Consider the following 26,585-nt stretch of genomic DNA (forward strand, 5'->3'; position numbering starts at 1 on the left):
GCCGCGCGCGTGCAGTCCGCCCACGCAACGAGCCCGTCCCGCGACGGGCTCGTTGCGTTCCGGCGTGTCGTCAGCGATTGCCGCCCGACGCGACGCGGCCCGTCTCGTCAGGCCCGCCGCCGCGGACCAGATCCTGATAGCGCACGCACACGCACTGCGCGGACGCCTTCGCCGCGTACATCGCCGCGTCGGCCTTGACGAGCAACTCTTCGGCCGACGCGCCATCCGCCGGAAACTCGCTGACGCCGATGCTCGCGCCGACGGCCATGCGCCCTTCGTCGACTTCCAGTTCCTCGGCCATCACGATCTGGATGCGCGTCGCGACATCGCCGATCACCGCCGGTGAACGCACGTCCGAAATCAGCACGACGAATTCGTCGCCGCCGAGCCGTGCCACCATGTCGCCGTTGCGCAGCACCTGGCTCAACCGCTTCGCGACCGTGACGAGCGTGCGGTCCCCGGCCGAGTGCCCGTGCTGGTCGTTGATCTGCTTGAAGCGGTCGAGATCGACGAACATCACCGCCAGCCCCTCGCGCACCGCAGCCGCATGCCGGATCGCGGCATCGAGATGCTCCATGAACAGCAGGCGGTTCGGCAGGCCGGTCAGCGGGTCGTGACCGGCGAGGTGGGTCAGCTCCAGCTGCTTCGCGCGCAACATCGCCATCTGCGTGCGGATCTCGACGCGCATGCTGTCGAAACAGCGCGCGAGCACGCCGATCTCGTCGGCCCGCGCAACGGGCAGCCGTTCGGCGGCCTGATCGTCGAACACATGCGTCGCGGCGCGCGCGAGCGTCTGCAGCGGTCGCGTGATCGCACGCGCGAACAGGATCGCGAGGATCACCGCCAGCACGCTCGATACGAGCACCATCCTGACGATCCGTTCGCCCAGCATGCCGGCCGGCACGAGCACGTCCGCCAGCGGGCGGGCCATCCCGAGCACGACGAAGCGGTTGCCCTCGTCGTGCCCGAACGGCGTGCGCACGAACGCGAACATCTGGCCCGGCGCCTCGTCGGGCTGCGCGAGGCCATTGAGCGTCACGTTCGTGCGCCCGCTGTCGAACAGCGCACGCGTGACGGCAAAGCGATCCTGCATCAGCACGCGCCGGCCGCGATCGAAGCCGAACGTCTGCTGCGGATCGGGATGCACGAGAAAATCGCCCCACTCGTTCGCGAGATAGACCGCATAGTCGTCCGGCAGATCGCGTTCGAGACGGTCGAACACCCGAGAGAGTTCGACGTCGACGACGAGCGCGCCGACCGTCTCGCCCGATGCGTCGACCACCGGCGTCCCCACGCGCAGGATCGGCAGCCCTTCCGCCGCATGCGATCCCGTCTCGTGATCGATCGCGATCGGCGACAGGTAGATATGGCCGGGCGCCGTCGCGAGCGTATCGAATACGTAGGAGAACTGCCCTTTCTCCTGAAACACGCTTTCGGGAAGCACGACGATGCCGCGCGCATCGCGGTCGAGGCGAATGCGTTCAATCCCGAAATGCCCGCTCGCGATCAGGCGGATCTGCAGATATTCGGCATGATTTCTCATGAAGCTGTAATACACCTGCTCGAGCCGCATGCGTCGCGCGCTGTCCGGATGGTCGCCGCCCGCGACGAACGCGGACGACGGCAACTGCGCGAGCACGAGCACATCGTCGGCAACATCGGCGAGCGCGGTCGTGAAGCGCTGCCCGAGCAGTTGCGTCGACATCAGCAGACTGTGCTCCGCTTCCTGCACGAGCATCGCGCGGTTGGCGCGATATGCGTAGTAGCCGGTCGTGCCGGACGCGATCACGCCGATGCACGCGAACAGCACCGACAGCTTCGACGTGAGCCCGAGCCGGATCATTTTTCGAATCGCTCCGGCCGATCGCCCGACACGATACGGCTCCACAGCGACTCGCGGCGCGCGATGTCCTCCACGGGCTGAATCCACACGAGATGCTGGTGCCCGGTATCCAGGCCGCGCGGCGGTTCGAGCGTGTTCGCGAGGCCCTGACGCTCGGTGAGCAGCGCGCCGATCGCCGGTTCGAGCATGTAGTCGATCCACGCGAATGCAAGCTCGGGACGGAGCGCGCCGCGCGTGACGGCCCAGCAATCGAGCCACGCGAGCGCGCCTTCGTCCGGGATCACGTAGCCGACGTCCGCGCCGGCGCGACGCAACTGCTCGACCTGCTGCGTGCCGTAGTTGCCGAACATCAGCGCCGCGCGATGCTGGACGAACAGCGCGGTCGCTTCTTCAGGCAGCGTGTAGTACGTCAGCAGGTTGCGGCGCAGGTCGATCAGCTTGCGGGCCACCGCAAGCGTCTGCGCGGGCGACAGGTGGAACGGATCGGGATAGCCGAGCGCCAGCGCCGTGAACGAGAAATTGTGCTGCGCGCTGTTGAAGTCGAGCACCTTGCCGCGATAGCGCGGATTCCACAGCTCGCGCATCGAGTGCGGCGCGGCCGGCACCTGCTTGCGGTCGTAGATCAACCCCATCGACGAATACGTGAACGGGATCGCGTAGGATGCGCCACCCTGCACGAGACCGCCGATCGTCGCGAGCTGCTGGAAATTCGGTAATTGCCGCCGCCGGTTCGGGATGCGCGACAGGTCGATCGGCGCGAGCAGGTGTTCATGCGCATAGCGCTGGATCTCGGCCGTGTTCGCGGCCAGCACGTCGTACGGCGGCGGCGAAGCGCTGTGCATCCGCGTCCACAACGCTTCGTCGGAATCGACGAGCGTCACCTCGACGTGCACATGAAACTGCGCCTCGAATGCGCTGACGACATCGCTGTCCGCGTAACCGGGCCAGGCCAGCACGCGCAGCACGTTGTCGTTGATGGTTTCGGGGGAGACGGCGAAGGCCGGCAGAGCGCGCGCAAGCAAGCCCAACGTCAATACGACGAGCAGCATGCGCACGGCGCCGCGGGCGCGTGTGCGTACGCCGATTCCCCTGATCAATCGCACCCCGCGTGAATCGCCCGGCTGCATTCGACTGTCCTTTTTCGAGTCGATGCGATATCCCGCAACGAGACCATAAAACGCATGGTCACGCAATCGGAACAAGCCGCACATCGCGCATATTCACTGGCCTCACGGCTGAATGCGACCCAATTACAGGGGTCCACGTCGGGCCGCGAATACGCGATTACGCGAACACGACCGTCAGCGCCAGGCCTGCGTGAATTCGGCGATCACGCGCGACAGGTGCGCGCGCATCGCGTCGCGCGCCCCGTCCGCGTCGCGCGCCATGATCGCCGCGAAGATCCGCTGGTGATCTTCCTGCGACGCCTCGCGCAGCGCGGTCGAGTGAAAGTGCTCCTCGATCTTGTCCCACAGCGGATCGCTGCGCGCGCAGTCCCACATCGCCGTGACCATGTGCAGCAGCACCGTATTGCCGGTCGATTCCGCGATTCGCAGGTGGAACTGGCGATCGGCCGCGTCGTATGCGGCCTTGTCGTTCATCTGCTCGCGCATCGTCGTCAGCGAGAAAAACAGGCGGTCGAGATCGGCATCCTTGCGTTCGGTCGCCGCGAGCGCCGCGATTTCCGCCTCGATCAGCCCGCGCGCGCGCAGCGTCTCGATCGGCCCCGGCCCGCGCGGCACGTCGAACGTCACCGGTCGCGCGGCATCGGCCGCCGACACGTAGATGCCCGAGCCGATCCGCACCTCGACGATCCCCTGTACCTCGAGCGCGATGATCGCCTCGCGCACCTGCGTGCGGCTCACGCCGAACTGGTCGGCCAGGCTGCGCTCCGACGGCAGCCGTGCGCCGGCTTCGAACGCGCCGGCGGCCACCATCGCGTGAATCTGCCGCGCAAGGCCGATATAGGAGCGGTCCGCGGCATCGGTGTCGCGGCTGGCGGACAGGCTGGAAAGATCGGTCATCGAAAGGCTCGCAACAGGCTGCGCCGCTGCGGCGCCGGATCGCCGAAATGGTACACCAATTTGGTCCGAAGCCGGTGCGGCCTGCCGGCGAGCCCGACCAGCCGTTTCCTCGAATGTCACGCTGACCATCGTTCCCCCTCAACAACTGGTAAACCACTATCCCGCACAATTGGCATACCAATCATAATCCCCCACACCGATGACGGGCCGGCACGCCGCCGCCCGGTCGTCCACCGCATGAACCGCCAGCCAGGAGCCGCTCCAGTGAAGATGTCTTTCCGTTGGTACGGCGAGTCCGATCCGGTCTCGCTGCAATACATCCGCCAGATTCCCGGCGTCACGCATATCGTGTCCGCGATCTACGACGAGCCGGTGGGCGAGGTCTGGCCCGTGCACAAGATCGACGCGCTGAAGGCGACGATCGAGCGCGCGGGCCTGCAGTTCGACGTCGTCGAATCGGTGCCCGTGCACGAGGACATCAAGCTCGGCAAGCCGACCCGCGACCGCCTGATCGACCACTACCGGCAGACGATCCGCCATCTCGGCGCGGCCGGCATCCGCGTCGTCTGCTACAACTTCATGCCCGTGTTCGACTGGACGCGCACCGAGCTGTCGAAGACGCTCGACGACGGGTCGACCTGCCTCGCATTCAGCACCGACGCGGTCGACCGGATCGATCCGAACGACGGGATCGCACTGCCCGGCTGGGATTCGAGCTACCGGCCCGAACAGTTGCAGGCGCTGCTCGCCGATTACCGCGATATCGACGAGAACGCGCTCTGGGCCAACCTCGAATACTTCCTGAAGGCCATCATTCCGGTCGCCGAGGAAGCCGGCGTGAAGATGGCGATCCATCCCGACGATCCGCCGCGCCCGATCTTCGGGCTGCCGCGCATCGTGAAGAACCGCGACGATCTCGCGCGGATCGTGCGCATCGTCGACTCGCCCGCGAACGGGCTGACGCTGTGCTCGGGCTCGCTCGGCGCGGGCCCCGAGAACGATGTCGAAGCGCTCGTGCGCGAATTCGGCGCGATGGGCCGGATCCATTTCGCGCACATCCGCAACGTGAAGGTCGACGCGAACGGCGATTTCGAGGAAACCGCGCACCTGTCGAGCTGCGGCTCGCTCGACATCGCAGCGATCGTGAAGGCGTATCACGACACCGGCTTCACCGGCTACGTGCGCCCCGACCATGGCCGCATGATCTGGGGCGAGACGGGCAAGCCCGGCTATGGCCTTTACGACCGCGCGCTCGGCGCGGTCTACCTGAACGGCCTGTGGGAAGCGCTGGCGAAGTTCGATCACGCGCCGCAAGCGTCGCGGTAATTCGCCCTTCGAGGCGGCCGGCGCAGCGGATCGCCGGTCGCCCGCCACGATATTCCGCGCGGAGACACCTGCATGCCACGCATCCGATGGGCCATGATCCTGATGTGCTTCCTGGCCAACGTCATCAACTTCATCGACCGCGCGAACCTCGCGATCGCTGCGCCCAGCATCCGTGCCGACCTCGGCCTCGACGCGGTCGGCATGGGGCTCGTGCTGAGCGCGTTCTTCTGGACCTATGCGTTCCTGCAATTGCCGGCCGGCTGGTTCATCGACAAGGTCGGCGTGCGCGTGAGCCTCGCGCTGGCCGTCGGCTGGTGGTCGGTGTTTACCGTCGCGACGGGCGCCGCGCGCGGCCTCGCGCAACTCGTCGGCGTGCGGCTGATGCTCGGCGTCGGCGAAGCGGCCGCGATCCCCTCGTTCGCGAAGGTCGCGTTCAACTGGTTTCCGCGCAGCGAGCGCGGCCTGGCCAGCAGCATCTTCGACAGCGGCTCGCGCGTCGGCTCCGCGCTGTCGCTGCCGCTCGTCGCGTGGCTGATCTCGATCGTCGGCTGGCGCGGGTCGTTCGTGATCACGGGCGGCATCGGCATCGTGTGGGCGCTGGCATGGTGGTTCGTCTATCGCGACCCGGAACGCTATCGCGCGATCGCGCCGGACGCCGTCGATGCGCTGCTCGCGCAACGCGGCGCAGCGACGGTTGCGTCCGCAACCGACAGCCCGAAGGTGTCGTGGCTCGACCTGTTCCGCTACCGCACCGTGTGGGGCATGATGATTGGCCTGTTCTGCCTGAACTTCGCGATCTACTTCTTCATCACGTGGTTCCCGAGCTACCTGTTGCAGTCGCGCGGCTTCTCGCTCGCGTCGCTCGGCACGTGGGGCATGCTGCCCGCGCTGCTCGCGATTCCCGGCGGCTGGCTCGGCGGCTACGTGTCGGACAGCCTGTTCCGCCGCGGCTGGAGCGCCACCGCCGCGCGCAAGACCTGCCTCGTGCTCGGCATGCTGCTGTCGTCGTCGATCGCGCTGTCCGCGTTCGTCGAAAGCGTGTGGGCCTGCCTCGGCCTGTTCGCGCTCGCGTATGCCAGCCTGTCGTTCGCCGGTGCCAACGTATGGACGCTCGTCGGCGAAGTCGCGCCGACGCCTGCGCACGTCGCATCGCTCGGCGGCATCCAGAACTTCGCGGGCAATCTCGCGGGGATCTTCATCACGACCTTCACCGGCGTGATGCTGTCGATCACGAAAGGCTCGTTCGTCGTGCCGCTCGCGGTGGCGGGCGCGCTGTGCGTGGTCGGCGCGCTATCGTACCTGTTCATCGTCGGCAAGGTCGAGCCGTTGCCGCCGCTGCGGCGCGGCAGCAACGGGCGGAACGTCGAGCCGAACGCGGCCTGACGCAGCGGGACGGCGCGGCCGAAACACCGGCGCTTTCCTTTTGGGGCCGCGAATCGGACAATGAGCCGCGCCCGCCGGCGCGGCGCCGCCTCGGCTCGCGTGCGGCTTCGAACACTGCGTGCGCTTGAACTTCGGCCATCCGTGGAGCCGCGACATCGAACGCGCGATCCGCGTGCTCGGCGAACTGGTCGCGCAGCCGTCGGTCCGCCAGGCCGGCCGAATCGCACGACGAGCGCGCTGCGCCGGCTGCATCACGGCCATGCAGCCGATCGGCACGCGGGTTACATTGCAGGACTCCCCGCCTTTTCACGATTGCCCATGAGCCCACTGCCTTACCTCGATCACGACGCGCTGCTGAAACTGACGGCCGAAGCGGCGCACGTCACGCAGCCGTGCACGTGCACGAAGACATCGCTCGCCGGCTGGACGACCCTGCCGCTGTCGCTGCCGGACACGCAGCTGCTCGAAGTGGCCACGCTCGCGCCGCCGGGCGACGCGGAGCCGACCTACGCGGAACATCATCCGGCCGGCACGCGCTACGCGTCGGACGACGCGCCGATCGCGCTGCGCCATTTCCCGTACAACCGCTGCACCGTCGGCCGCTGCCGCGCGTGCGGCCGCCTGTTCCTGCGCTACCAGGAAGGCGGCGGCTACTTCATCGACCAGCGCATTCGCGCGCTCGATCCGGCGCTCGTCGTCGACGCGTGACCGCGGAACGCACGGGATGTTCAAGCGCGATGTTCGGCGACGATGCCGAGCTTGCGACCGCATGACGGCAGCTCGACCGGTTTCCGGGTTTCCATCAGCGCGATGCGAGAACGACCATGTCGCCGCAGGACGCGGCAGCGCAGGCAGGAAAATGAAACGGGCGGTTCGCTGGCCGCCCGTACGATGACCGGAAGCAAACCGGCCGGCGCCCGGCCGTCACGCGGGCGCTGCCGGCGGTTAGTGCGCCGCTGCCGGCTTGCCGAATGCGCCGAGGATCTTCTTCTCGAGCGCGATGTAATCGCGGCCGAAGTGATGATCACCCTCCGTCCTGATCACGTCGGCGCCTGTGTTCGCCAGCGCCGGGCACATCGTGTCCTTCTCTTCCGCGCCATAGAAGCACTGCACGAGTTGCGGCGGCACCTTCGCGATTTCCGGCGCGACCTTCAGCGCGTTGTCGCTCGCGGGCATGCCGAGCCAGCCCGTCACGCGGATCTGGAAATCGGCCGACGGCGCGAAGCCGAGCAGCGACATCACCGCGACCTTGTCGCGCAGGTCCGTTGGCAGCCGGTTGTACGCGAACGGCATCACATCGGCGCCGAACGAGTAGCCAACCAGCGCCACGCGGCTCGCATGCCAGCGCGCCATGTAGGTGCGCATCACGCGGGCAAGATCGCGACTCACCTGCGCGGGCGGCTTCTCGCTCCAGAAATAACGCAGGCTGTCGATGCCGACCACCGACACGCCGTCGCGCTGCAGCGCCTCGGCGATCGTCTTGTCGAGATCGCGCCAGCCGCCGTCGCCAGAGATCACGATCGCGAGCCGGTCGCTGCCGCCCTTGGCCGGCAGCTCGACGAGCGGCAGGTCCGACACGTCGAGCTCGTCGCTGCTGCTGGTGTCGCGCAAGTGCGACGTGACGAGCGACACGAGCTTCGCGGTATCGCCCGCGGCAGCCGTTTCGACGAAACCCGGCATCGCGCGGCGCACGATCGTCGGATCGGGCGGGCACGGCTTGAAGCGCGGATCGAGCTTCGCGGCCGGCCCCACCGCGACGACGCCGGCGATCGTGTTCTCCGGCGCCATCGACAGGATCTGCTTCGCGATCGCGCCGCCCTGGCCCACGCCCGCGACGATCGGCGTGAAATAGCGCGACGACTGCGCGAGACGTTCGAGCTGATGGCTGACCGCCTCGGCGTCGCCGTCGAGGTGATGGCAGGTCTCCTGCTTCGCGGCGAGGTTCGCGGCGTAACGCCCGGAGCCGACGCCGACCGTCATCGCACCGGCTTTCGCGAGCGCGTCGGCCGCCTGCTGATCGGCGGCATGCCAGCCGGCCTCACGCGAGAACAGCACGACGAACCCGCGCAGCGGCCCGCTCGGCTTGGTCACGGTCACGGGTCCGTAGCGGCCGCCGGACACGGTTTCGGCTTTCACGGCGGCCGGCTGCGCGGCGCCCGCGGCGCCGGCCAGCATCATTCCCGCGCAGGCGGCTGCCGCCCGCGCGATTACCTTCTTCAACATCATGAACGCCGACCTCCAGCCAGCAATGACAGATCCGCAAGCGTGACGAACACGCCGACCGAGCCCGAGGCCGCGAGATAACGCGGCTCCCAGTGCGGTTCGAACTTGCTCTTGAAAGCGCGCAAGCCGCGGAAGTTGTAGAAGCGGCCGCCGAAGCGCCAGACCATCAGGCCGAGCCGGTGGAACGGCGACGGCATCTTCGCCGCCCCCATCCCCGAGAACGGTGCGATGCCCAGGCTCAGCTTGCGGAACCCCGCTTCCTTCAGATGCAGCGCGAGCTGCGTAAACAGGTACTCCATCGCGTACGGCGATGCCTCCGGCAGATGGCGCATCACGCCGACCGTCGCCTCGGTGTTGAGGTCGGTCGTCATGAACGTGACGAACGCGATCGGCTTGTCGGCCTGCCTCACCAGCATCACCGACTGCGTCGCGAGATAGCCGTCGTGGAACGCGGCCACCGAGAAACTCTTCTCGCGCGCATCGCGGCTGTCGAGCCAACCGTCGGAGATGCCGCGCAGCGCCGGCAACGCGGCCGGCACGTCGTCCGGCGCGATCACCTCGACCGCCAGCGCATCCTTGTCGCCGCGGCGCAGCGCGTAGCGCAGGTGCGAGCGGTTCGATCCTTTCAGATCGAACTGATCGAGCGCGATGTGCGCTTCCTCGCCCAGCTTCATCAGCGTGAGCCCTGCGTCGAGATACAGCGGCAGCGCGTTCGCGCGCACCTGGTAGAACGCCGCGCGGCCGCTGTGCGCATGCGCGAGCGCGATGAACTTGCTGATCAGCGCCGGCCACTCTTCACGCGGCCCGACCGGGTCGTGCAGTGCGGCCCACGTGCGGCCGTTCTTCGCGTACATCAGGAACGCGCGGCGCGACTCGGAGAACAGGAACGACTTGTCGCCCATCAGCGCCAGGCCCGCGTCGCTGCACTCCTGCGCGCGGATGATCTGCTCCGCGTCGACCAGGTCCTGCTCCGCCGGCTTCACGAAACGACCGGGCGCCGGACGCAGCAATTGCCACAGCGCGAACAGCGCGACGAACACGCCGGACGCGAGCGTCGCGCGCAGCGCCCGCGGCGCGCGGGCATCGAACGAGAAATGCGACCACAGCTCGCGCGTGTAAGGCACGTCGCGGAACGCGAAGAACAGCACCCACACGGCCAGCATCAGCACCATCGCCACCGACACGAACCAGCTCACCGTGAAGCGCTCGGCGAGCAGCGACGAATGACGGTTGAACCGGCGACGGCTGACGAGCAGCAGCACGAGCAGCGTCCCGAGCACACCGGCCTCGACGAACGCGAGGCCCTTGGCCAGCGACAGCGCGAGGCTCGCGAGCGTCAATGCGAAGGTCATCCACCAGGCGCCGTCGAGCCGGCGCAGCAGCCCGCGCGCAACGAACAGCAGCGCGACGCCGAGCACGCTGCAGATCACCTGCGAGCCTTCGAGCACCCACAGCGGCACGATGTGGCGCAGGATCGCGATCCGGTGCCAGAACGCGGGCGTCGCGCTCGAGATCACCAGCATCCCGCCGACCGCGAACGTCACGAGGCTCAGGAACACCGGCGCGAGCTGCGACACGCGCACGGCCTGCCGCGTCACGAGCCGGCGCCGCAGCGCGCGGCCCTCGAACCCGGCCAGCAGGCCGGCCGACAGCACGAGCGGCACGCCGAAATAGATCGCGCGATAGGCGATCAGCGCGGCGACCATCGCGTGCGCGGGCACTTCGCGGCCGAGCGTGAAGACCATCGCCGCTTCGAACACGCCGATCCCGCCCGGCGTATGGCCGATCATCCCGAGCAGCAAGGCGGCCGCGTAAACGGTAATGAAGGTCGGGAAGCCGACGGGCGCCGCCGGCAGCAATACCCACAGCGTCAGGCCCGCGGCAACGACGTCGAGCACCGCGTAGACGACCTGCGCGACGAGGTCGCGCCGCGCCGGCACGTCGAACGACAGCCATTTGAAGCGCGTGACGACCGGGCGCGCGGTGTTGCCGCACAGCACGACCAGCGCGGCGAGCGCGACGAGCAGTGCAGCGCCCGTCCACGTGAGCACGCCGGGCGCGACGTGCAGCATCGCCGCGAGCGCCTCCGGCACGCAGACCATGCCGACCGCCGTCATCAGCACCATCGCGAGCGCCAGCGTGCCGCTCGTAAACACCGTCATCCGGCCGATCTGGGCAGGCGTGACGCCCGACACGCCGTACACGCGAGCGCGCACCGCACCGCCCGTCAACGCGCCGAAGCCGGTCGCATTGCCGAGTGCGGAACCGGCGATCGCGCCGATCCACAGCGCGACGCGCGGCACCTTGGCCGCGACATAGCGCAGGCCGACCGCATCGCGGGCGACGAGCGCGAGATAGCTGAGGGCCGTCGCGGCCAGCGCCGCGCCCCACTCGCCGACGGACAGGTGACGCAACTGGCGGATCACCGACCGGTAGTCGACGGATTCCGACAGATGCTGGAAAACCACGATCAGCAGCAGGCCGATGCCGAGCGCGAGCAGCGGCGACAGCACGCGCTCGTTGCGGATCAGCGCCCGGGTACGGGCGATCGCCGCCGCGGCACGGCCCGGCGACCCAGGGTGGCGGGAAGACATAGGTTGTTCAGTGGTGGTGCATAGCGTGTCGCGGCGCGGGATGGCCGGGCGGCGACGTATCTGGTTGTTCTGCGTGGGCGCCGGCCGAAGACGGGCTCGGAGCGCCTGGATCAGAACTTACGAGTATACGGAATTAATATTACAGAATCTTTCACGTCGGCTTTGTGCGGATTTGTGGTTTCTCGCACATCAAAACGCATAAAGAGACAGTGCGTCCTACGAACGCAAGGTGCGCATCATACCGGGAACCGGGGCGGTTTTTTCATCGGATGAATGACTTGTCGTCCATTTGGGAAGAATCTGCCGGATGGGCTCTGCCCCGCGAGGACGAACGCGTCGCGTCGCGAGGCTTTACCGGAATGGGGGCGGATTAATTCGGACGTCCGCGCCAGCGCGGAAACATCCTGCCTCCCTTACTTCGCCCGCTCATGCTCCCCCAACCCGATCGCCTTGTAGTCGTAAGTCGGATAGAACTCCGTCCGGTACACACCCCACGCCGTATCCTCGAGCACGCGATTGACCTCGCGTAGCCGCGACGCCGGCAGTCGCAGCACGACGATCTGCCCGATCCCCATCGTCACGGTCCAGCTCACCACCTCGACACCCGGCGGCGGAAACGCCTTGTAGAACCCCTGCTTTGCAAGCTGCGCATTCAGCTCCGCGAGCGGGCGCGATTCGTCGTGTTTCAGGAAGACGGTCAGCAGTACCGCGTTGTCGGGCGTGGCGACAGCCGAACCGGCCGGCACCGTCGACGTCTGACCGACGGCCGGCGCGCCGGAGATCGCGGCCGCCGCCAACGTTGCGGCAATCACGAGCGTTCGAATCGGAACATGCGGGAATACGGTCATCACGCGACTCCATGGCTTCGTGGCTGGAGCCGTCATCATGCACCGCCGGATCCATTGCTGCAGTGAGCCACGCCGATACGATTACGCCGCGTCCGCGCCTTCGCGCTCGCGCAGCAGATCGATGAATGCCCGCAGCTTGGCCGGTACATGCTTGCGATTCACGTAATACAGCCACATCGGCGGCAGCGTCCGGCACGCGCCGGGCAACACCTCGACGAGCGTCCCGTCGCGCAGATCCTGCTCGATCCGCTCGCGCATGAACGCGAATGCAATGCCGATGCCCGCGCGCGCCGCGTCGATCACCGCATCCGCGTCGTTGGTCACGAATGCGCCGTCGGGATCGAGATCGACGTCGCGGCGCCCATCGCGCAGCAGCCACTTGTGCAGGCGCCCGCTTTCCGAAAAGCGGAAGCGGATACATGGATGATCGCCGAGATCCGCCACCGCCTCCGGCGTGCCGTGCCGCGCCAGGTAGTCCGGCGACGCGACGAGCGCGCACGACAACGCGGGGGCGATTCGCACGCCGATCATGCCCGGCTGGAGCCGGTCGGCAAGACGAATCCCCGCATCGAATCCGTCCTTCGCGATATCGACGAGTTCGTTCTCGTAATGGATCTCGAGCCGGACCTTCGGGTAGCGGCGGCGGAATTCCGCCAGCATCGGCGCGATCACGAGCGTGCGCGCCAGCGGCAGCGCCGTGATGCGCAGCAGGCCGCTCGGCTCGCTGCGTGCGTCCTTCAGTTCTTCCCGCACCTGCACGACTTGCCGGTACGCGGGCTCCGTCTGCCGCCAATAGCGCTGCCCCGCTTCCGTCAGGCTCACGCCGCGCGTGCTCCGGTTGAACAGCTTGACGTTCAGTTCGCCTTCGAGTTGCCCGATCGCAAGGCTGACGGCGGCGGGCGTCAGGCCGAGCGCGGCGGCCGCCCGGGTGAAGTTGCCGGACGTCGCGACACTCATGAAAACGTGCAGCCCGGCCATCGGATCGCGTCGGCTCATTATTAGAAAAACTTGAAACTCTTTCGAGCGGAATGGCGATTCTCCCATATAACCGGACTGCCTAAACTGGCCCTGTCGTCCAATCGGAGCCCCGCATGAACCCGTTCAGCACCGCACTGCCGCTTGCAGCCGCCCAACGCACGATCGACGCAGGACTCGCGCATGCCGCCGCATGGCAGATCGCGGGTGTCGCCATCGCGATCGTCGACGCCGGCGCCAACCTGCTCGCATTCGCGCGCACCGACGACTGCTTTCTCGGCGCGATCGACCTCGCGCAGCGCAAGGCGCTGACGGCGATCCGCTTTCGCGCGTCGACCGCGTCGCTGGGCGCGATGTCCGGCGTGGACGGGCCGTTGCGCGGCATCGAGCACAGTCACGGCGGGCTCGTCACGTTCGGCGGCGGCGAGCCGCTCATCGACGGCGACTGGCGCTGCGTCGGCGCGATCGGCGTGTCGGGTGGCAGCGTCGAACAAGATGAAGCGATCGCGCGAGCCTGCAGCGATCATTTCCTGGCAACACTCAACCGCAAGGAGTAGGCACATGGCACAAAAACGCATCCTCATCACCGGCGCGGGCTCGGGCTTCGGCCTCGAAGTCGCGCTTCGGCTCGCCGAACGCGGCCACGACGTGACGGCCGGCGTCCGCGCCGCCGCCGAGATCGACGTCGTGACGAGCGCCGCCGCCCGACGCGGCGCGACGCTGCGCGTCGTCAAGCTCGACGTCACGTCCGCGTATGACCGGGCCCGCGCGGCCGATGTCGAGGTCGACGTGCTCGTCAACAACGCCGGCGTCGGCGAAGCCGGCGCGCTCGTCGACCTGCCGATCGAGATCGTGCGCGAACTGTTCGACGTCAACGTGCTGGGGCCGCTCGAGCTCACGCAACAGATCGCGCGCGGCATGCTCGCGCGTCGCCACGGCAAGATCGTGTTCGTGTCGTCGATTGCCGGGTTGATCACCGGCCCGTTCACGGGTGCGTACTGTGCGTCGAAACATGCGGTCGAATCGATCGCCGAGGCGATGCATGCCGAACTGGCGCCGCACGGCATCCGCGTCGCCGTCGTGAATCCCGGCCCGTACAGCACCGGCTTCAACGACCGGATGATGGAGACGCCGCAACGCTGGCGCGATCCGGCCGTTCACACCGTGACGCCGGAAAAGCTGAGCTTCCCGCTCGAACAACACGATCCGGAGGAAATGATCGCGAAGATGGTGGACGTGATCGACGGCGACGGCGGCGTGTTCCGCAACCTGCTGCCGCGGTCGGCAGAGGCATTCGTCCGCGCCGAGCAGGCGCATGCGTGGGATCGCCAGCAGTAAGGCAAACCGGCGGCGGCAGGCGGTTCACGCAGAGGCACCACGCCAGCCGCCGATCACGCCACACCACACGCAGCGTTCGCCATCGACGGCGTCCCGACAGCCCGGACTGCCGACGGCCGACGCGCGGCCAGCCGCCGCGCGGAGCCCGCATGCCGGCGCGGCGGCATCAAGCCGCTCCGCCTGCGTTCAATACACGTCCCGCATATAGCGCCGTGCCTTCGAAAGCCGCGCGACGTAGTCGTTCGCGGCTTCGTCCGACATCCCGCCGTGCTCGGCGACGACCGCCTTCAGCGCCGTATCGACGTCCTTGGCCATCCGCGCGGCGTCGCCGCACACGTAGAAGTGCGCGCCTTCCTCCAGCCATGCGAACAACTCGGCGCCCTGTTCGCGCATCCGGTCCTGCACGTAGACCTTGTCGGCCTGGTCGCGCGAGAACGCGAGATCGAGCCGCGTGAGGAACCCGCTGTCGTGCATCGCGCCCAGCTCGTCGCCGTAGTAGAAGTCGGTCTGCGCGTGCTGCTCGCCGAAGAACAGCCAGTTGCGCCCGCGCGCGCCGCGCGCCTGCCGCTCGTGCAGGAAGCCGCGGAACGGCGCGACGCCGGTACCCGGGCCGACCATCACGATCGGCACGTCGCCGTTCACCGGCGGCCGGAAATGCGCGGACTTCTGCACGAACACGGGCACGCGGCCGTCGTCCGCGCGATCGGCGAGGAACGTCGACGCGACGCCTTTGCGCGCGCGCCGGCCGTTGTGATAGCGCACGGCCGACACGGTCAGGTGAATCTCGCCCTCGTGTGCGCTCGGGCTCGACGCGATCGAATAGAGGCGCGGCTGCATGCGCTTGAGCATGCCCACCAGCTCCGCGCCCGACAGCTCGACGGGGTATTCGTGCAGCACGTCCGCAAGCTGTTGCCCCCACAACCATTGCTTGAGGTCGGCCTTGCGATCGTCGCCGAGCAGCGACTTCAGCGCGCCGTTCGCGCTGCGCGATGCGATGAAGGCCAGCGTGTCCGGATGCGGGCGCGTGATGTCGAAGTGGCGTGCGAGCGCATCGCCGAGCCGGATATCGCCGATGCCCGCCACCGACACGGGCGCATCGGCCTTCAGCGCGGTAACGGACAGCAGTTCGTCGACCAGTTCCGGGCAGTTGGTGGGCCATACGCCGAGCGCGTCGCCGGTTTCGTATTCGAGGTTCGCGCCCTGGGTCGACAGCGACACATAGCGCGTGTCTTTCGCGGCGCCCGGCCGGTTCAGCCGCAGGTTCGCGACGAGCTTCGACGGCGCCGGATGCGCCTTCGTCGGCAGCAGCCCCGACGGGCTCAACCCGCCGGACGGCACCGCGTGCAGCGCGGCATCGGCCTCCTTGATCCGCGCGACGACGCGCTCGAGCCACTGATCGGCATCGTGCTGGAATTCGACGTCGCAGTCGACGCGCGCGCACAGGCGCGCCGCGCCGAGTTCCGCGAGCCGCGCGTCGAGCCGGCGGCCATGGCCGCAGAACTGGTCGTAGTTGCGGTCGCCGAACGCGAGCACCGCGAAATGCACGCCGTCGAGACGCGCGGCGCTGCCGGCCTGCAGCGCGTCCCAGAACTCGCCGCCGTTGTCGGGCGCATCGCCGTCGCCGAACGTGCTCGTCATCAGCAGCACGTATTGCGCACCGGCGAGCGACGTGACCGGATAGTCGGACATGCACGCGGTGCGGATCTCGAAGCCCGCGTTCATCAGCTTCGTCGCGTAATCCTCGGTCAACGATTCGATGTTGCCGGTCTGCGAGGCCCACAGCAGCACGACCTTCGGGCGCGTGCGCACGATGCGCACACCGCCGGACGCGGCGGCGTCGGCCGGCAGCGCGGGCGCCACGGCAATCTGCGCACCGGCCGGCAGCGAGCGGCTGAACAGGCCCGCGAGCATGCCGTCGAGCCAGAACCGCACGGGCGGCGTCAGCGGAGCGCCGGCCGGCAGCACGGGCACGCTGCCTTCGCGACGGCCGGCGCTCGCCTTCAGCCCGCCGACGAGGCCGGCCACGTACAGCCGCTCGGTGTCGGTCAGCGGCGGCGGCGCGAGATCGGCGACGCCAAGCGCGGCCGCGAAAGTGTCGATGTCTGCCATGTCGGATTCCTGTGAAGCAGTGGCCTGCACCATCGCCGGCGCGGGCCGCGCGTCGTCGGCGCACGCATCGGGTCGCGCGGTGTCGTCGTCGGTGGACGCGAACGCGTCGGCCTCGACGCGCGTCAGCGCGACCGCGCAGTATTTCAGTTCGGGTTGCTGCGATTCCGGGTCGATCGCGTCGTTCGTCACCGCGTTGATGCACAGATCGTCGCCGTATACGTCGTTCCAGTGCATCGGCGCGAAGCAGTTGCCGCACCGCACGCGCTCGGTCACGACGGCCGGCAGCACCGCGCGGCCGCGCGCCGAACGGATCTCGACGCTGTCCTTCGCGGCGATGCCGAGCGCGCTCGCATCGTCCGGGTGCAGTTCGACGAACGGGCGCGGGTTCAGCTTGTTCAGCATCGCGACCTTGCCCGTCTTCGTCATCGTGTGCCACTGATGTTGCAGCCGCCCGGTGTTCAGCACGATCGGGAACGTGTCGTCGGGCAGCTCGGCCGGATCGACGTGCGGCCGCGCGAAAAAGCGCGCCTTGCCCGACGACGTCGGAAACGCGAGGCGCGGGGCCGCGCTGCCGTCGGCCGCGGTGCGCGGCGTCTGGCTCACGCCGTCGTTCAGGTAGCGGATCGGGTGCCGCTCGCGCGCGGTGCCCGGCGCGACCGGCCACTGCACGGGCCCCTCGCGCAGCGCCGCATGGCTCGCGCCGCGCAGGTCGTAGCCCGTCGCCGGATTCGAGAAACGCACGATCTCGTCGAACACGTCGGCCGCCGACGCATAGTCGAACGCATCGCCGAAACCCATCGCACGCGCGACTTCCGCGACGATGCGCCAGTCGGGTAGCGCGTCGCCGGGCGGCGCGACCGCGGCGCGCATCAGCGTCATGTTGCGTTCGGAGTTGATCATCACGCCGTCGCCCTCGGCCCACAGCGCGCCGGGCAGCAGGATGTCCGCGTAGCGGTTGGTCTCGGTGTCGAGGAACGCGTCCTGTGCGATCACGAGTTGCGCCGCCTGCAGCCCGGCGATCACGTTGCGCCGGTTCGGCACGGTCGCGACCGGGTTCGTGCAGACGATCCAGCATGCCTTGATGTCGCCGGCCGCCATTCGCGCGAACAGGTCGACCGTGCCGTTACCGGTTTCCTTGCGCAGCGTGCCGGCCGGCACGCGCCACAGGTTCTCGACGAAGCGGCGGTCATCGTCGGATGCCACCGAGCGCTGGCCCGGCAACCCCGGCCCCATGTAGCCCATCTCGCGGCCGCCCATCGCGTTCGGCTGGCCGGTCAGCGAGAACGGCCCGCTGCCCGGGCGGCAAATCTTGCCGGTCGCGAGATGCAGGTTGCAGATCGCGTTGGTGTTCCACACGCCGTGCGTGCTCTGGTTGAGCCCCATCGTCCAGCAGCTCATCCATTCCTGCGCGTCGCCGATCCATTGCGCGGCGGTGCGGATGTCGGCTTCGGCCAGCCCCGTGATCTCGGCGACACGCTCGGGCGTGTAGTCGGCGAGGAACGCGGGCATCGCGTCCCAGCCTTCGGTGTAGGCGTCGATGAACGCGGCATCCGTGCGGCCGTTCGCGTGCAGCAGATGCAGGAGCCCGTTCGTCAGCGCGAGATCGGTGCCCGGCCGGATCTGCAGGAACAGGTCGGCCTTGTCGGCGGTGCCGGTGCGGCGCGGATCGACGACGATCAGCTTCGCGCCGGCCTTCACGCGATCCATCATCCGCAGGAACAGGATCGGGTGGCAATCGGCCATGTTTGCGCCGATCACGAAGAACAGGTTCGCGCGATCGAAATCCTGATACGACCCGGGCGGGCCGTCGGCGCCGAGCGACTGCTTGTAGCCGGTGCTCGCACTCGCCATGCAGAGGCGCGAGTTCGACTCGATGTTGTTGGTGCCGACGAAGCCCTTCGCGAGCTTGTTCACGAGATACTGCGCCTCGATCGACATCTGCCCCGACACGTAGAACGACAGCGCATCGGGCCCGTGCGTATCGAGCACCGCGCGCAGCCGCCGCGCGGTCTCGGCGATCGCGTCGCGCGCCGGCAGCGGCACGAGGTCGTCCTCGCGCGCGCGCCGCACGAACGCGCGGTCGAGCCGCCCCGAGCGGCGCAGCGCGACGTGCGCCGACGAACCCTTCGTGCACAGCCGCCCGAAGTTGGTCGGATGGTCGGCGTCGCCGGACACCTTGACGACTTCGCCGTCCTCCACGTGCAGCACCATCCCGCAGCCGACGCCGCAGTACGGGCACACGCTCTTGACGGGGGTGGCGGTCATGCGTGCTCCGGAGCGCTCAGGCCGCGATCCACACGAAGCCGTCCTCGACCCGCGACGGATACGCGTTCACCGACTGCTCGGGCGCTTCCAGGCATTCGCCGGTACGCAGGTCGAAGTGCTGCTTGTACAGCGGCGATGCAACCACGACGCGCTCGCCGAGGCTGCCGATCAGTCCGCGCGACATCACGGCGGCCCGCGACACGGGATCGACGTTGTCGATCGCGAACACGCCGCCGTCGGCGTGCGCGACGTGAAACACCGCGACCTGCTCGCCGTTGACGAGCGCGCACACGCCGGTGTTCGGCACGATGTCGTCGAGCGGGCACACGCGGGTCCAGGACAGCGGAAGACGGTCGTTCATGATGGGCTCCTTGTAAAAGACGCTGGCGTCGGTCAGGGTCAAACGGTTGCGGGTTCGGCGACGACGGGAATCGACACGGGCTTGCCCCCTGTGCGCTCGCCGGGCGTCGCGGGCCGGATCTGGCCGCGCGTCTCGACGAATTCGATGGTCGTGTCCGGCGCCTCGCTGTTCACGAAGTGGCGGAAGCGCTTGCGCGTTTCGGGATCGGTGACGGCCTTCTTCCATTCGCACTCGTAGGTGTCGATCACGTGCTGCATGTCGGCTTCGAGTTCGGCCGCGATCGCGAGCGTGTCGTGCACGACGACGTCGATCAGGTAGTCGAGGCCGCCTTCGAGGTTGTCGCGCCACACGCTGGTGCGTTGCAGGCGGTCGGCCGTGCGCACGTAGAACATCAGGAAGCGGTCGATGTAGCGGATCAGCGTGTCACGATCGAGATCGGACGCGAGCAGCTCCGCGTGGCGCGGCTTCATCCCGCCGTTGCCGCACACGTACAGGTTCCAGCCCTTCTCGGTCGCGATGATGCCGACGTCCTTTCCCTGCGCTTCCGCGCACTCGCGCGTGCAGCCGGACACGCCGAACTTGATCTTGTGCGGCGCGCGCAGCCCCTTGTAGCGATTCTCCAGGTCGATCGCGAGGCCGACCGAATCGTCGACGCCGTAGCGGCACCACGTCGACCCGACGCACGACTTCACGGTGCGCAGCGCCTTGCCGTACGCATGCCCCGATTCGAAGCCGGCGGCGATCAGTTCCTCCCAGATCGACGGCAACTGTTCGACGCGGGCACCGAACAGGTCGACGCGCTGGCCACCCGTGATCTTCGTGTACAGGCCGTATTTTTTCGCGACCTGGCCGACCGCGATCAGCCCTTCCGGCGTGACTTCGCCGCCCGGCATGCGCGGCACGACCGAATACGTGCCGTCGCGCTGGATGTTCGCGAGGTAGTAGTCGTTCGAATCCTGCAGCCCCGCGTGTTCCTTCTTCAGCACGAACTCGTTGAAACACGACGCGAGGATGCCCGCGACGGCCGGCTTGCATACGTCGCAGCCTAGCCCGCGGCCGTGCTTGTGCAGCAGTTCGTCGAACGTCGTGATGCGCTCGACGCGGATCAGATGGAACAGCTCCTGGCGCGAATGCGGGAAGTGCTCGCACAGATGGTTGTTGACCGCGAGGCCCTGCTTCTTCATCTCGGCCTTCATGATCTGCGTGACGAGCGGCACGCAGCCGCCGCACGACGTGCCGGCGCCCGTGCACGTCTTCAGCGCGCCGAGGCTCGTCGCGCCGTCGGCCACCGCCGCGCAGATCTGCGACTTCGACACGTTGTTGCACGAGCAGATCTGCGCGGCCGCGGGCAGCGCATCGACGCCGATCGCCGGCTTCGCCGCGCCGTCCGACGACGGCAGGATCAGGAATTCCGGCGATTCGGGCAGCTCGATGCGGTTCAGCATCATCTGCAGCAGCGTGCCGTACTCGGTTGCGTCGCCCACCATCACCGCGCCGTGCAGGAACTTGCCGCAGTCGGACACCACGAGCTTCTTGTAGACCTGGCGGCGCTCGTCCGCGTACTGGTAAGTACGGCTGCCGGCCGTCGTGCCGTGCGCGTCGCCGATGCTCGCCACGTCGACGCCCATCAGCTTCAGCTTCGTGCTCATGTCGGCGCCTGCGAACGCGGCGGCGTCGCCGGCCTCGCCGCCGAGCTGTTTCGCGACCACGCGCGCCATGTCGTAGCCGGGCGCGACGAGGCCGTACACCATGCCGTTCCAGGCCGCGCATTCGCCGATCGCGTAGATGTCGGCGTCACTCGTGCGGCATGCGTCGTCGATCGCGACGCCGCCGCGCGGGCCGATGTCGAGCCCGCACGCGCGGGCCAGTTCGTCGCGCGCCCGGATGCCGGCCGAGAACACGATCATGTCGGTGTCGAGATGCGAGCCGTCGGCGAACGCCATCCGGTGCGTGCCTGCTTCGCCGTCGACGATTTCGAGCGTGTTCTTGCCGGTATGCACGGTCACGCCGAGCGCCTCGATCTTCGAACGCAGCATCCGGCCACCGCCGTCGTCGACCTGCACGGCCATCAGGCGCGGCGCGAATTCGACGACGTGCGTGTCGAGCCCCATGTCGCGCAGCGCCTTCGCGCATTCGAGGCCGAGCAGCCCGCCGCCGATCACGACGCCGCGCGTCGCGTGCGCGCCGCACGCCTGCATCGCTTCGAGATCCTCGATCGTCCGGTACACGAAGCAGCCCGCGCGATCGCGGCCCGGCACCGGCGGCACGAACGGACGCGAGCCCGTGGCGAGCACCAGCTTGTCGTACGCGAGCGTTTCGCCCGACACGAGCGTGACCGTATGCGCGGCGCGGTCGATCGATGCGACTTGCGCGTTCAGGCGCAGGTCGAACTGCGGATGGCGTTCGAAGAAGCCGGGTTCGACGAGCGACAGGTCGTCCGCCGACTTGCCCGCGAAGAATTCCGACAGGTGCACGCGATCGTAGGCCGGGCGCGGTTCCTCGCCGAGCACGGTGACCTGCAGCGCGCCGGCCGTGCCGGCTTGCGCCGCGACGCATTCGAGAAGCTTGTGGCCGACCATGCCGTGGCCGATGACGATGAGTTTCATGATGACGGTTCCTTCGGTCGATCAGTTCGCGGCGCCGGCGGCGGCCAGCGCGCGATCGCGCAGTTCGGCTTCGCGCGCCTTGTGCTCTTCGCTGAAGCGCACGGCCATCGCGCACAACGCGGTCGCGGTGACCGCGAGGCCGAGCAGGCTCAGCGTGTGCTGCACGTCGCCGACGCCCTTCAGCAGGAAAGCCGCGGCGACCGCGCCGACGTTGCCGCCCGCGCCGACGATCCCCGCGACGCCGCCGAGCGCCTTGCGGTCGATGAACGGCACGAGCGCGTAGGTCGCGCCGCACGCCATGTGCGTGAAGAGGCCGAAGGTCAGCATCGCGACGAGGGCGATGCCGATGCCTTGCGCATGCGAGAACCAGATCAGCCCGAGCCCTTCGCCGATGATCAGCGCGCACAGCAGCATCGCGCGCACGTCGAGGCTGCGGCGTGCGGCGATCTTGTCCGACAGCCAGCCGCCGAGCGCGCGGGCGAACAGCGCGAGCAGACCGAACAGGCCGACCGCGAAACCGGCGTCCTTCAGCGACAGATTGAAGTGATCGACGTAGTACAGCGCGGCGATGTTGTGGATGAACACCTCGACGCCGAAGCACGCGCCGTACGTGACGAACAGCATCCACACGCGGTAGTTGCCGCATGCGGCGAAGAAGCTGGCCCAGCCGCCCTTCTTGCCGCTGTCGACCGTCACGCCCTGCTTGCGCAGCGCGACGAAATCGCCTTGCGGGCAGTCCTGCGTGAAGCGCCAGTAGGCCCACGCCATCACGAGCATCGCCACGCCCGGCACGACCAGCGCGACGCGCCATGACGAGTCCTCGCCGAGGCCGAGCATCAGGCCGGCGGCGACCAGCAGCGGCATCAGCGCCTGCGTCGCGCCCGCGCCGGCATTGCCCCAGCCGGCCGTCGTCGCGTTCGCGGTGCCGACCACGTTCGGCGCGAACATCACCGAGGTGTGGTACTGCGTGATCACGAAGCCCGCGCCGATCGCGCCGATGCCGAGCCGGCAGATCAGGAACCACAGGTAATCGTGCGTGAACGACACGGCGAACACGGGGATCGCGCCGAGCAGCAGCAGCCCGGCATACACGCGGCGCGGACCGAAGCGGTCGCACATCGGACCGACCAGCAGCCGCACGGCGATCGTCGCGGCCACCGCGGCGATGTTGACGTTCGCGACTTGCGCCGCCGTAAGATGGAATTCGCGCGCGATCAGCGGCATCAGCGGCGCGCACGCGAACCACGCGAAAAAGCATACGAAGAACGCCATCCACGTCAGATGGAACGCGCGCATCGGCGCGGTGCGGAGGCTGAAGAGATCGATACGGGTAGCTTTGTCGGTCATGTCATCCGCCAAACGAAAAACGGCGTCCTGCGCACCCGGTCTCGTGGAGAGACCCGATGCGTAGGACGCCGTTGCCCATGATGAAGCCCGTTGCCGGGCGGTTCTGTAATCGGTACTGCGGACGCATCGCCATTGACGCGTCCGAACCACCTTACGCAAACACCGTGCCATGTCGGCCCGAGTCGCGCTGGCGGCCCCGCCGCGCAAGGCTCGCCGGCCAGGCTGCACCGCGCTCCGGCATGCGGCGCACGATGCGCCGCGATGCAGCGAGGCACAGTTGTGGTGCGCTGCAGCACTGTCGCCGTGCGACATTGCGGTGCGCGTTGACGGGGCACGATGCACACCGATGCGGCATCGCGCCGGCCCGTGCGCGGCAAGCGCATGCATGCGTACGGCCATCGCGCGGTGCATCGCGGCGCGCGATGGCCGTACGTTGAGCCGGTTGGCCCGGATATTGCTGAACCCTATGCATCACACCGGCAACGGCGCCGGTGGGCAGTCCCCGCAAAACCCTGCTCGCCCTTCACGGCGAGCCATCCAGGACAACGGCGTCCCCCGTGCTCGGCACGGCCGGATGCCGGTGCGTTTCGACCGCCCGCCGCCGCCGCGCAACAACGCGTTATCAGACCGCCGCATGGATGCGATGCGGCACAGGAACACGACATGACGACAGGCAAAGTCACCTTGCTGGGCGCCGGCCCCGGCGACCTCGATCTCCTCACGCTGAAGGCCGTGAAAGCCCTGGCCGCCGCCGACGTGCTGCTGCTCGACGATCTCGTCGCGCCCGGCATCGTCGAACTCGCGCCGCGGGCGCGCGTGATCCGCGTCGGCAAGCGCGGCGGCTGCCGCTCCACGCCGCAGGCGTTCATCGAGCGGCTGATGCGTCGCTACGCGCTGCGCGGCGCGCACGTGGTGCGCGTGAAGGGCGGCGACGCGCTGCTGTTCGGGCGCGCCGGCGAAGAGCTCGCGACGCTGCGCGCGGCCGCGATTCCCGTGGAGATCGTCAACGGCATCTCGTCGGGATTCGCGGCCGCCGCGAGCCTCGGCATCTCGCTCACGCACCGCGAGCACTGCCAGGGCGTCACGTTCGTCACCGCGCACCGCCAGGACCACGGCGAACCCGACTGGGCACGGCTCGCGGCGACCGGCACGACGCTCGCGATCTACATGGGGATGAGCCGCGTCGACAGCCTCGCGGCGGGCCTGCTCGCCGCGCTGCCGGCGTCGACACCGGCGGCGGCCGTGCAATGGGCCGGCACGCCCGACGAACGCCGCTGGACCGGCACGCTTGGCAGCCTTGCGTGCGGCATCGACGAAGCGCGGCTCGGCAGCCCGGCCGTGATCCTCGTCGGCGGCGCGATCGGCGAGGCGGCCGTGCAGCACGAGGATGCCGCGCGCGACACGGCGCTGGTCCGGGCCGCGTAGCATGCGCTGCATCACGCGGCGCCGGCCGCCCACCTTCTCCGAATCCATAGGCCACGTTCGCGCCGGCCGCCGGCCGCGCACGCACGGTAACGGGGCCACGCGGCGACTCGGCCGTCACATGCCGTTCGCGCGTCGCGCCGCCCTTCCGCCGCTTCCGCTCGCCTCATGAGTTCGTCCGCCCCGCCCCGCCTGCGCGTGCTGCTCGTCACCGATACCGACAAGCCGATCGGCGAACTCGGCGACGCGCTCGCACGCCTCGGCTACGAGATGCTGAACGACGTCGCGACGCCCGCGCGCCTGCCGGCGGCCGTCGAGGAACAACGCCCCGACGTCGTGATCATCGATACCGATTCGCCGTCGCGCGACACGCTCGAGCAGCTCGCGGTGATGAACGCGACTGCGCCGCGCCCCGTGCTGATGTTCAGTCACGACGGCGACCAGGCGCTGATCCGCGCGGCGGTCGGCGCGGGCGTCAGCGCGTATCTCGTCGAAGGATTGTCGGCCGAGCGCCTCGCGCCGATTCTCGAAGTCGCGCTCGCGCGCTTCTCGCACGACGATGCGCTGCGCCGCCGGCTCGCCGACGTCGAGCGCGAACTCGCGGAGCGCAAGCTGATCGACCGCGCGAAACGCGTGCTGATGGACCAGCGCAGGCTGTCCGAGCACGATGCGTATGCGGCGCTGCGCAAGCGCGCGATGGATCAGGGCCTGCGCATCGTCGATGTCGCGCGGCAGTTGCTCGATGCGTCACCCCAGTCATGACCGCCATGAATATTTCGCCCCCCACCGCGCCGGAACGCGCGCATCTTCGCCTCGGGTTCGTCGCGCTCAGCGACGCGGCCCCGCTGATCGTCGCGCAACGCCTGGACCTCGGCGCACCGCACGGCCTGACGCTCGAACTGAACCGCCAGCCGTCGTGGGCCGCCGTGCGCGACAAGCTGCTGAGCGGCGAGCTCGACGCCGCGCATGCGTTGTACGGGCTCGTCTGCGGGCTGCAGCTCGGCATCGGCGGTCCGCAGGCGGACATGGCCGCGCTGATGGTGCTGAACCGCAACGGCCAGGCCATCTCGTTCTCGCGCGGCCTCGCCGACGCGTACCGCGAGGGCGGCAGCGTGCGCGACGCGCTCGCGGCGCTCGGCCGCAAGCCGCTGCTCGCGCAGACGTTCCCGACCGGCACGCACGCGATGTGGTTGAACCACTGGCTCGCATCGCACGACGTCGATCCGCTGCGCGACGTGCGCAGCGTCGTGATTCCGCCGCCCGAGATGGTCGCCGCGCTCGCGGGCGGCGAGCTCGACGGCTTCTGCGCGGGCGAACCGTGGCATGCGGTCGCCGAAGCGTGCGGCGCGGGCCGCACCGTCGCCGTCACGAGCGAAATCTGGCCCGATCATCCGGAGAAGGTGCTCGCGGCCCGCCGCGACTTCGTCTCGCTGTATCCGGCCACCGCACGCGCGCTGATCCGCACGCTCGTCGATGCGTGCGCGTGGCTCGACAGCGCCGCGCACCGCCGCGAGGCGGCCGACTGGCTCGCGTCGCCCGACGCGCTCGGCGTGCCGGCCCGGCTGATCGCACCGCGCCTGCTCGGCGACTACGGCGCGGGGCCGTTCGCCACGCCGCTGCTGCCGATCCGTTTCCACGACGGCGGCGCAGTGAACCGGCCCGATCCGCGCGAAGGCCGGTGGTTCCTGACGCAATACCGGCGCTGGGGCATGCTCGACGGGCCGCACGACGACGCGGGCATCGCCGCGGCGATCGCGCAGACCGCGTTGTATGATGCTGCGGTCGCCGAAGGCGGCGCAGGCCCGTCGCGGGCGTGACGCGCGCCGCGCGGTGCAGCCGACGTGTGCTGCCGGGCCACGGCGCCCGGCCGCTGTCCGCCCATGCCGCTCGTGCCGCCCATGCCGCTCGTGCTGCTCGTGCT

General features: G+C 68.8%; 19 protein-coding genes and 1 pseudogene. 9 read left to right on the forward strand and 11 right to left on the reverse strand.

The window, feature by feature from the left end:
* Positions 1-70: 70 nt before the first annotated feature.
* The 3 genes from HWX09_RS17785 to HWX09_RS17795 all read right to left on the reverse strand — a co-directional run bounded on the left by HWX09_RS17785 (position 71) and on the right by HWX09_RS17795 (position 3,867).
* On the reverse strand, positions 71-1,843 hold the full coding sequence (locus HWX09_RS17785; RefSeq protein WP_027780777.1) for a GGDEF domain-containing protein: 1,773 nt from the start codon (positions 1,841-1,843) through the stop codon (positions 71-73).
* Positions 1,840-2,970: an extracellular solute-binding protein gene (locus HWX09_RS17790; protein ID WP_027780778.1), complete on the reverse strand. Its 1,131-nt coding sequence runs from the start codon at positions 2,968-2,970 to the stop codon at positions 1,840-1,842. The genes HWX09_RS17785 and HWX09_RS17790 overlap by 4 nt, the downstream gene beginning before the upstream one ends.
* 174 nt (positions 2,971-3,144) lie before the next feature.
* A complete protein-coding gene (locus HWX09_RS17795) occupies positions 3,145-3,867 on the reverse strand; it encodes a FadR/GntR family transcriptional regulator (protein WP_027780779.1) in 723 nt (240 codons plus the stop codon).
* Between the two features lie 264 nt (positions 3,868-4,131).
* Between HWX09_RS17795 and uxuA the strand changes: the two genes are divergently transcribed.
* The 4 genes and pseudogenes from uxuA to HWX09_RS33640 all read left to right on the forward strand — a co-directional run.
* Positions 4,132-5,193: a mannonate dehydratase gene (gene uxuA / locus HWX09_RS17800; protein ID WP_027780780.1), complete on the forward strand. Its 1,062-nt coding sequence runs from the start codon at positions 4,132-4,134 to the stop codon at positions 5,191-5,193.
* A gap of 72 nt (positions 5,194-5,265) precedes the next feature.
* On the forward strand, positions 5,266-6,576 hold the full coding sequence (locus tag HWX09_RS17805; RefSeq protein WP_027780781.1) for an MFS transporter: 1,311 nt from the start codon (positions 5,266-5,268) through the stop codon (positions 6,574-6,576).
* A gap of 318 nt (positions 6,577-6,894) precedes the next feature.
* Positions 6,895-7,284, forward strand: coding sequence for a hypothetical protein (locus HWX09_RS17810; RefSeq protein ID WP_027780782.1), 390 nt, complete (start codon positions 6,895-6,897; stop codon positions 7,282-7,284).
* A 5-nt stretch (positions 7,285-7,289) separates the two neighbouring features.
* Positions 7,290-7,439: pseudogene (locus HWX09_RS33640) on the forward strand (DUF934 domain-containing protein); the annotation flags it as partial.
* Between the two features lie 82 nt (positions 7,440-7,521).
* Here HWX09_RS33640 and HWX09_RS17815 read toward each other — a convergent pair.
* From HWX09_RS17815 to HWX09_RS17830, 4 genes are all read right to left on the reverse strand, one after another.
* Positions 7,522-8,802 (reverse strand): AcvB/VirJ family lysyl-phosphatidylglycerol hydrolase, encoded by a 1,281-nt coding sequence (locus HWX09_RS17815; RefSeq protein WP_027780783.1) that lies wholly within the window; start codon positions 8,800-8,802, stop codon positions 7,522-7,524.
* The gene (mprF, locus tag HWX09_RS17820; protein ID WP_027780784.1) at positions 8,799-11,393 is read right to left on the reverse strand and encodes a bifunctional lysylphosphatidylglycerol flippase/synthetase MprF; all 2,595 of its coding nucleotides are present in this window, start codon (positions 11,391-11,393) and stop codon (positions 8,799-8,801) included. The genes HWX09_RS17815 and mprF overlap by 4 nt, the downstream gene beginning before the upstream one ends.
* A 413-nt stretch (positions 11,394-11,806) precedes the next feature.
* A complete protein-coding gene (locus HWX09_RS17825) occupies positions 11,807-12,241 on the reverse strand; it encodes a hypothetical protein (protein ID WP_027780785.1) in 435 nt (144 codons plus the stop codon).
* Positions 12,242-12,322: 81 nt separating this feature from the next.
* A complete protein-coding gene (locus HWX09_RS17830; RefSeq protein ID WP_027780786.1) occupies positions 12,323-13,237 on the reverse strand; it encodes a LysR family transcriptional regulator in 915 nt (304 codons plus the stop codon).
* Between the two features lie 95 nt (positions 13,238-13,332).
* On the opposite strand from HWX09_RS17830, the gene HWX09_RS17835 reads away from it, so the two are divergent.
* Both HWX09_RS17835 and HWX09_RS17840 read left to right on the forward strand, forming a co-directional pair.
* Positions 13,333-13,773, forward strand: coding sequence for a heme-binding protein (locus HWX09_RS17835; protein WP_027780787.1), 441 nt, complete (start codon positions 13,333-13,335; stop codon positions 13,771-13,773).
* Positions 13,774-13,777: 4 nt separating this feature from the next.
* The gene (locus tag HWX09_RS17840; protein ID WP_027780788.1) at positions 13,778-14,554 is read left to right on the forward strand and encodes an SDR family oxidoreductase; all 777 of its coding nucleotides are present in this window, start codon (positions 13,778-13,780) and stop codon (positions 14,552-14,554) included.
* A 186-nt stretch (positions 14,555-14,740) separates the two neighbouring features.
* Here HWX09_RS17840 and HWX09_RS17845 read toward each other — a convergent pair whose 3' ends face one another.
* Genes HWX09_RS17845 through HWX09_RS17860 form a run of 4 tightly spaced genes read right to left on the reverse strand, consistent with a single transcriptional unit; the run spans position 14,741 to position 23,242 of the window.
* Positions 14,741-18,928 carry a bifunctional nitrate reductase/sulfite reductase flavoprotein subunit alpha gene (locus HWX09_RS17845; protein ID WP_027780789.1) on the reverse strand — a complete coding sequence of 1,396 codons (4,188 nt, stop codon included), beginning with the start codon at positions 18,926-18,928 and terminating at the stop codon, positions 14,741-14,743.
* 16 nt (positions 18,929-18,944) lie between these two features.
* Complete coding sequence (nirD, locus tag HWX09_RS17850) at positions 18,945-19,289, reverse strand: nitrite reductase small subunit NirD (protein WP_027780790.1); 345 nt, start codon at positions 19,287-19,289, stop codon at positions 18,945-18,947.
* A 38-nt stretch (positions 19,290-19,327) separates the two neighbouring features.
* A complete protein-coding gene (nirB, locus tag HWX09_RS17855) occupies positions 19,328-21,895 on the reverse strand; it encodes a nitrite reductase large subunit NirB (protein ID WP_027780791.1) in 2,568 nt (855 codons plus the stop codon).
* Between the two features lie 21 nt (positions 21,896-21,916).
* The gene (locus tag HWX09_RS17860; RefSeq protein WP_027780792.1) at positions 21,917-23,242 is read right to left on the reverse strand and encodes an MFS transporter; all 1,326 of its coding nucleotides are present in this window, start codon (positions 23,240-23,242) and stop codon (positions 21,917-21,919) included.
* Between the two features lie 663 nt (positions 23,243-23,905).
* Between HWX09_RS17860 and cobA the strand changes: the two genes are divergently transcribed.
* From cobA to HWX09_RS17875, 3 genes are all read left to right on the forward strand, one after another.
* Positions 23,906-24,667 carry a uroporphyrinogen-III C-methyltransferase gene (gene cobA / locus HWX09_RS17865; RefSeq protein WP_027780793.1) on the forward strand — a complete coding sequence of 254 codons (762 nt, stop codon included), beginning with the start codon at positions 23,906-23,908 and terminating at the stop codon, positions 24,665-24,667.
* A 165-nt stretch (positions 24,668-24,832) separates the two neighbouring features.
* Complete coding sequence (locus HWX09_RS17870; protein WP_027780794.1) at positions 24,833-25,426, forward strand: ANTAR domain-containing protein; 594 nt, start codon at positions 24,833-24,835, stop codon at positions 25,424-25,426.
* 5 nt (positions 25,427-25,431) lie between these two features.
* Positions 25,432-26,481, forward strand: a complete 1,050-nt coding sequence (locus tag HWX09_RS17875; RefSeq protein ID WP_027780795.1) for a CmpA/NrtA family ABC transporter substrate-binding protein — start codon at positions 25,432-25,434, stop codon at positions 26,479-26,481.
* Positions 26,482-26,585 lie beyond the last annotated feature (104 nt).

Source organism: Burkholderia sp. BCC1208, from assembly GCF_902833095.1.
Taxonomy (GTDB): Bacteria; Pseudomonadota; Gammaproteobacteria; order Burkholderiales; family Burkholderiaceae; genus Burkholderia.

Coding starts and splice junctions, on each gene's coding strand:
- HWX09_RS17785 (WP_027780777.1), bottom strand. CDS start 1,843: ATGATCCGGCTCGGGCTCACGTCGAAGCTGTCGGTGCTGTTCGCGTGC.
- HWX09_RS17790 (WP_027780778.1), bottom strand. CDS start 2,970: ATGCAGCCGGGCGATTCACGCGGGGTGCGATTGATCAGGGGAATCGGC.
- HWX09_RS17795 (WP_027780779.1), bottom strand. CDS start 3,867: ATGACCGATCTTTCCAGCCTGTCCGCCAGCCGCGACACCGATGCCGCG.
- HWX09_RS17805 (WP_027780781.1), top strand. CDS start 5,266: ATGCCACGCATCCGATGGGCCATGATCCTGATGTGCTTCCTGGCCAAC.
- HWX09_RS17810 (WP_027780782.1), top strand. CDS start 6,895: ATGAGCCCACTGCCTTACCTCGATCACGACGCGCTGCTGAAACTGACG.
- HWX09_RS17815 (WP_027780783.1), bottom strand. CDS start 8,802: ATGATGTTGAAGAAGGTAATCGCGCGGGCGGCAGCCGCCTGCGCGGGA.
- mprF (WP_027780784.1), bottom strand. CDS start 11,393: ATGTCTTCCCGCCACCCTGGGTCGCCGGGCCGTGCCGCGGCGGCGATC.
- HWX09_RS17825 (WP_027780785.1), bottom strand. CDS start 12,241: ATGACCGTATTCCCGCATGTTCCGATTCGAACGCTCGTGATTGCCGCA.
- HWX09_RS17830 (WP_027780786.1), bottom strand. CDS start 13,237: ATGAGCCGACGCGATCCGATGGCCGGGCTGCACGTTTTCATGAGTGTC.
- HWX09_RS17835 (WP_027780787.1), top strand. CDS start 13,333: ATGAACCCGTTCAGCACCGCACTGCCGCTTGCAGCCGCCCAACGCACG.
- HWX09_RS17840 (WP_027780788.1), top strand. CDS start 13,778: ATGGCACAAAAACGCATCCTCATCACCGGCGCGGGCTCGGGCTTCGGC.
- HWX09_RS17845 (WP_027780789.1), bottom strand. CDS start 18,928: ATGACCGCCACCCCCGTCAAGAGCGTGTGCCCGTACTGCGGCGTCGGC.
- nirD (WP_027780790.1), bottom strand. CDS start 19,289: ATGAACGACCGTCTTCCGCTGTCCTGGACCCGCGTGTGCCCGCTCGAC.
- nirB (WP_027780791.1), bottom strand. CDS start 21,895: ATGAAACTCATCGTCATCGGCCACGGCATGGTCGGCCACAAGCTTCTC.
- HWX09_RS17860 (WP_027780792.1), bottom strand. CDS start 23,242: ATGACCGACAAAGCTACCCGTATCGATCTCTTCAGCCTCCGCACCGCG.
- cobA (WP_027780793.1), top strand. CDS start 23,906: ATGACGACAGGCAAAGTCACCTTGCTGGGCGCCGGCCCCGGCGACCTC.
- HWX09_RS17870 (WP_027780794.1), top strand. CDS start 24,833: ATGAGTTCGTCCGCCCCGCCCCGCCTGCGCGTGCTGCTCGTCACCGAT.
- HWX09_RS17875 (WP_027780795.1), top strand. CDS start 25,432: ATGAATATTTCGCCCCCCACCGCGCCGGAACGCGCGCATCTTCGCCTC.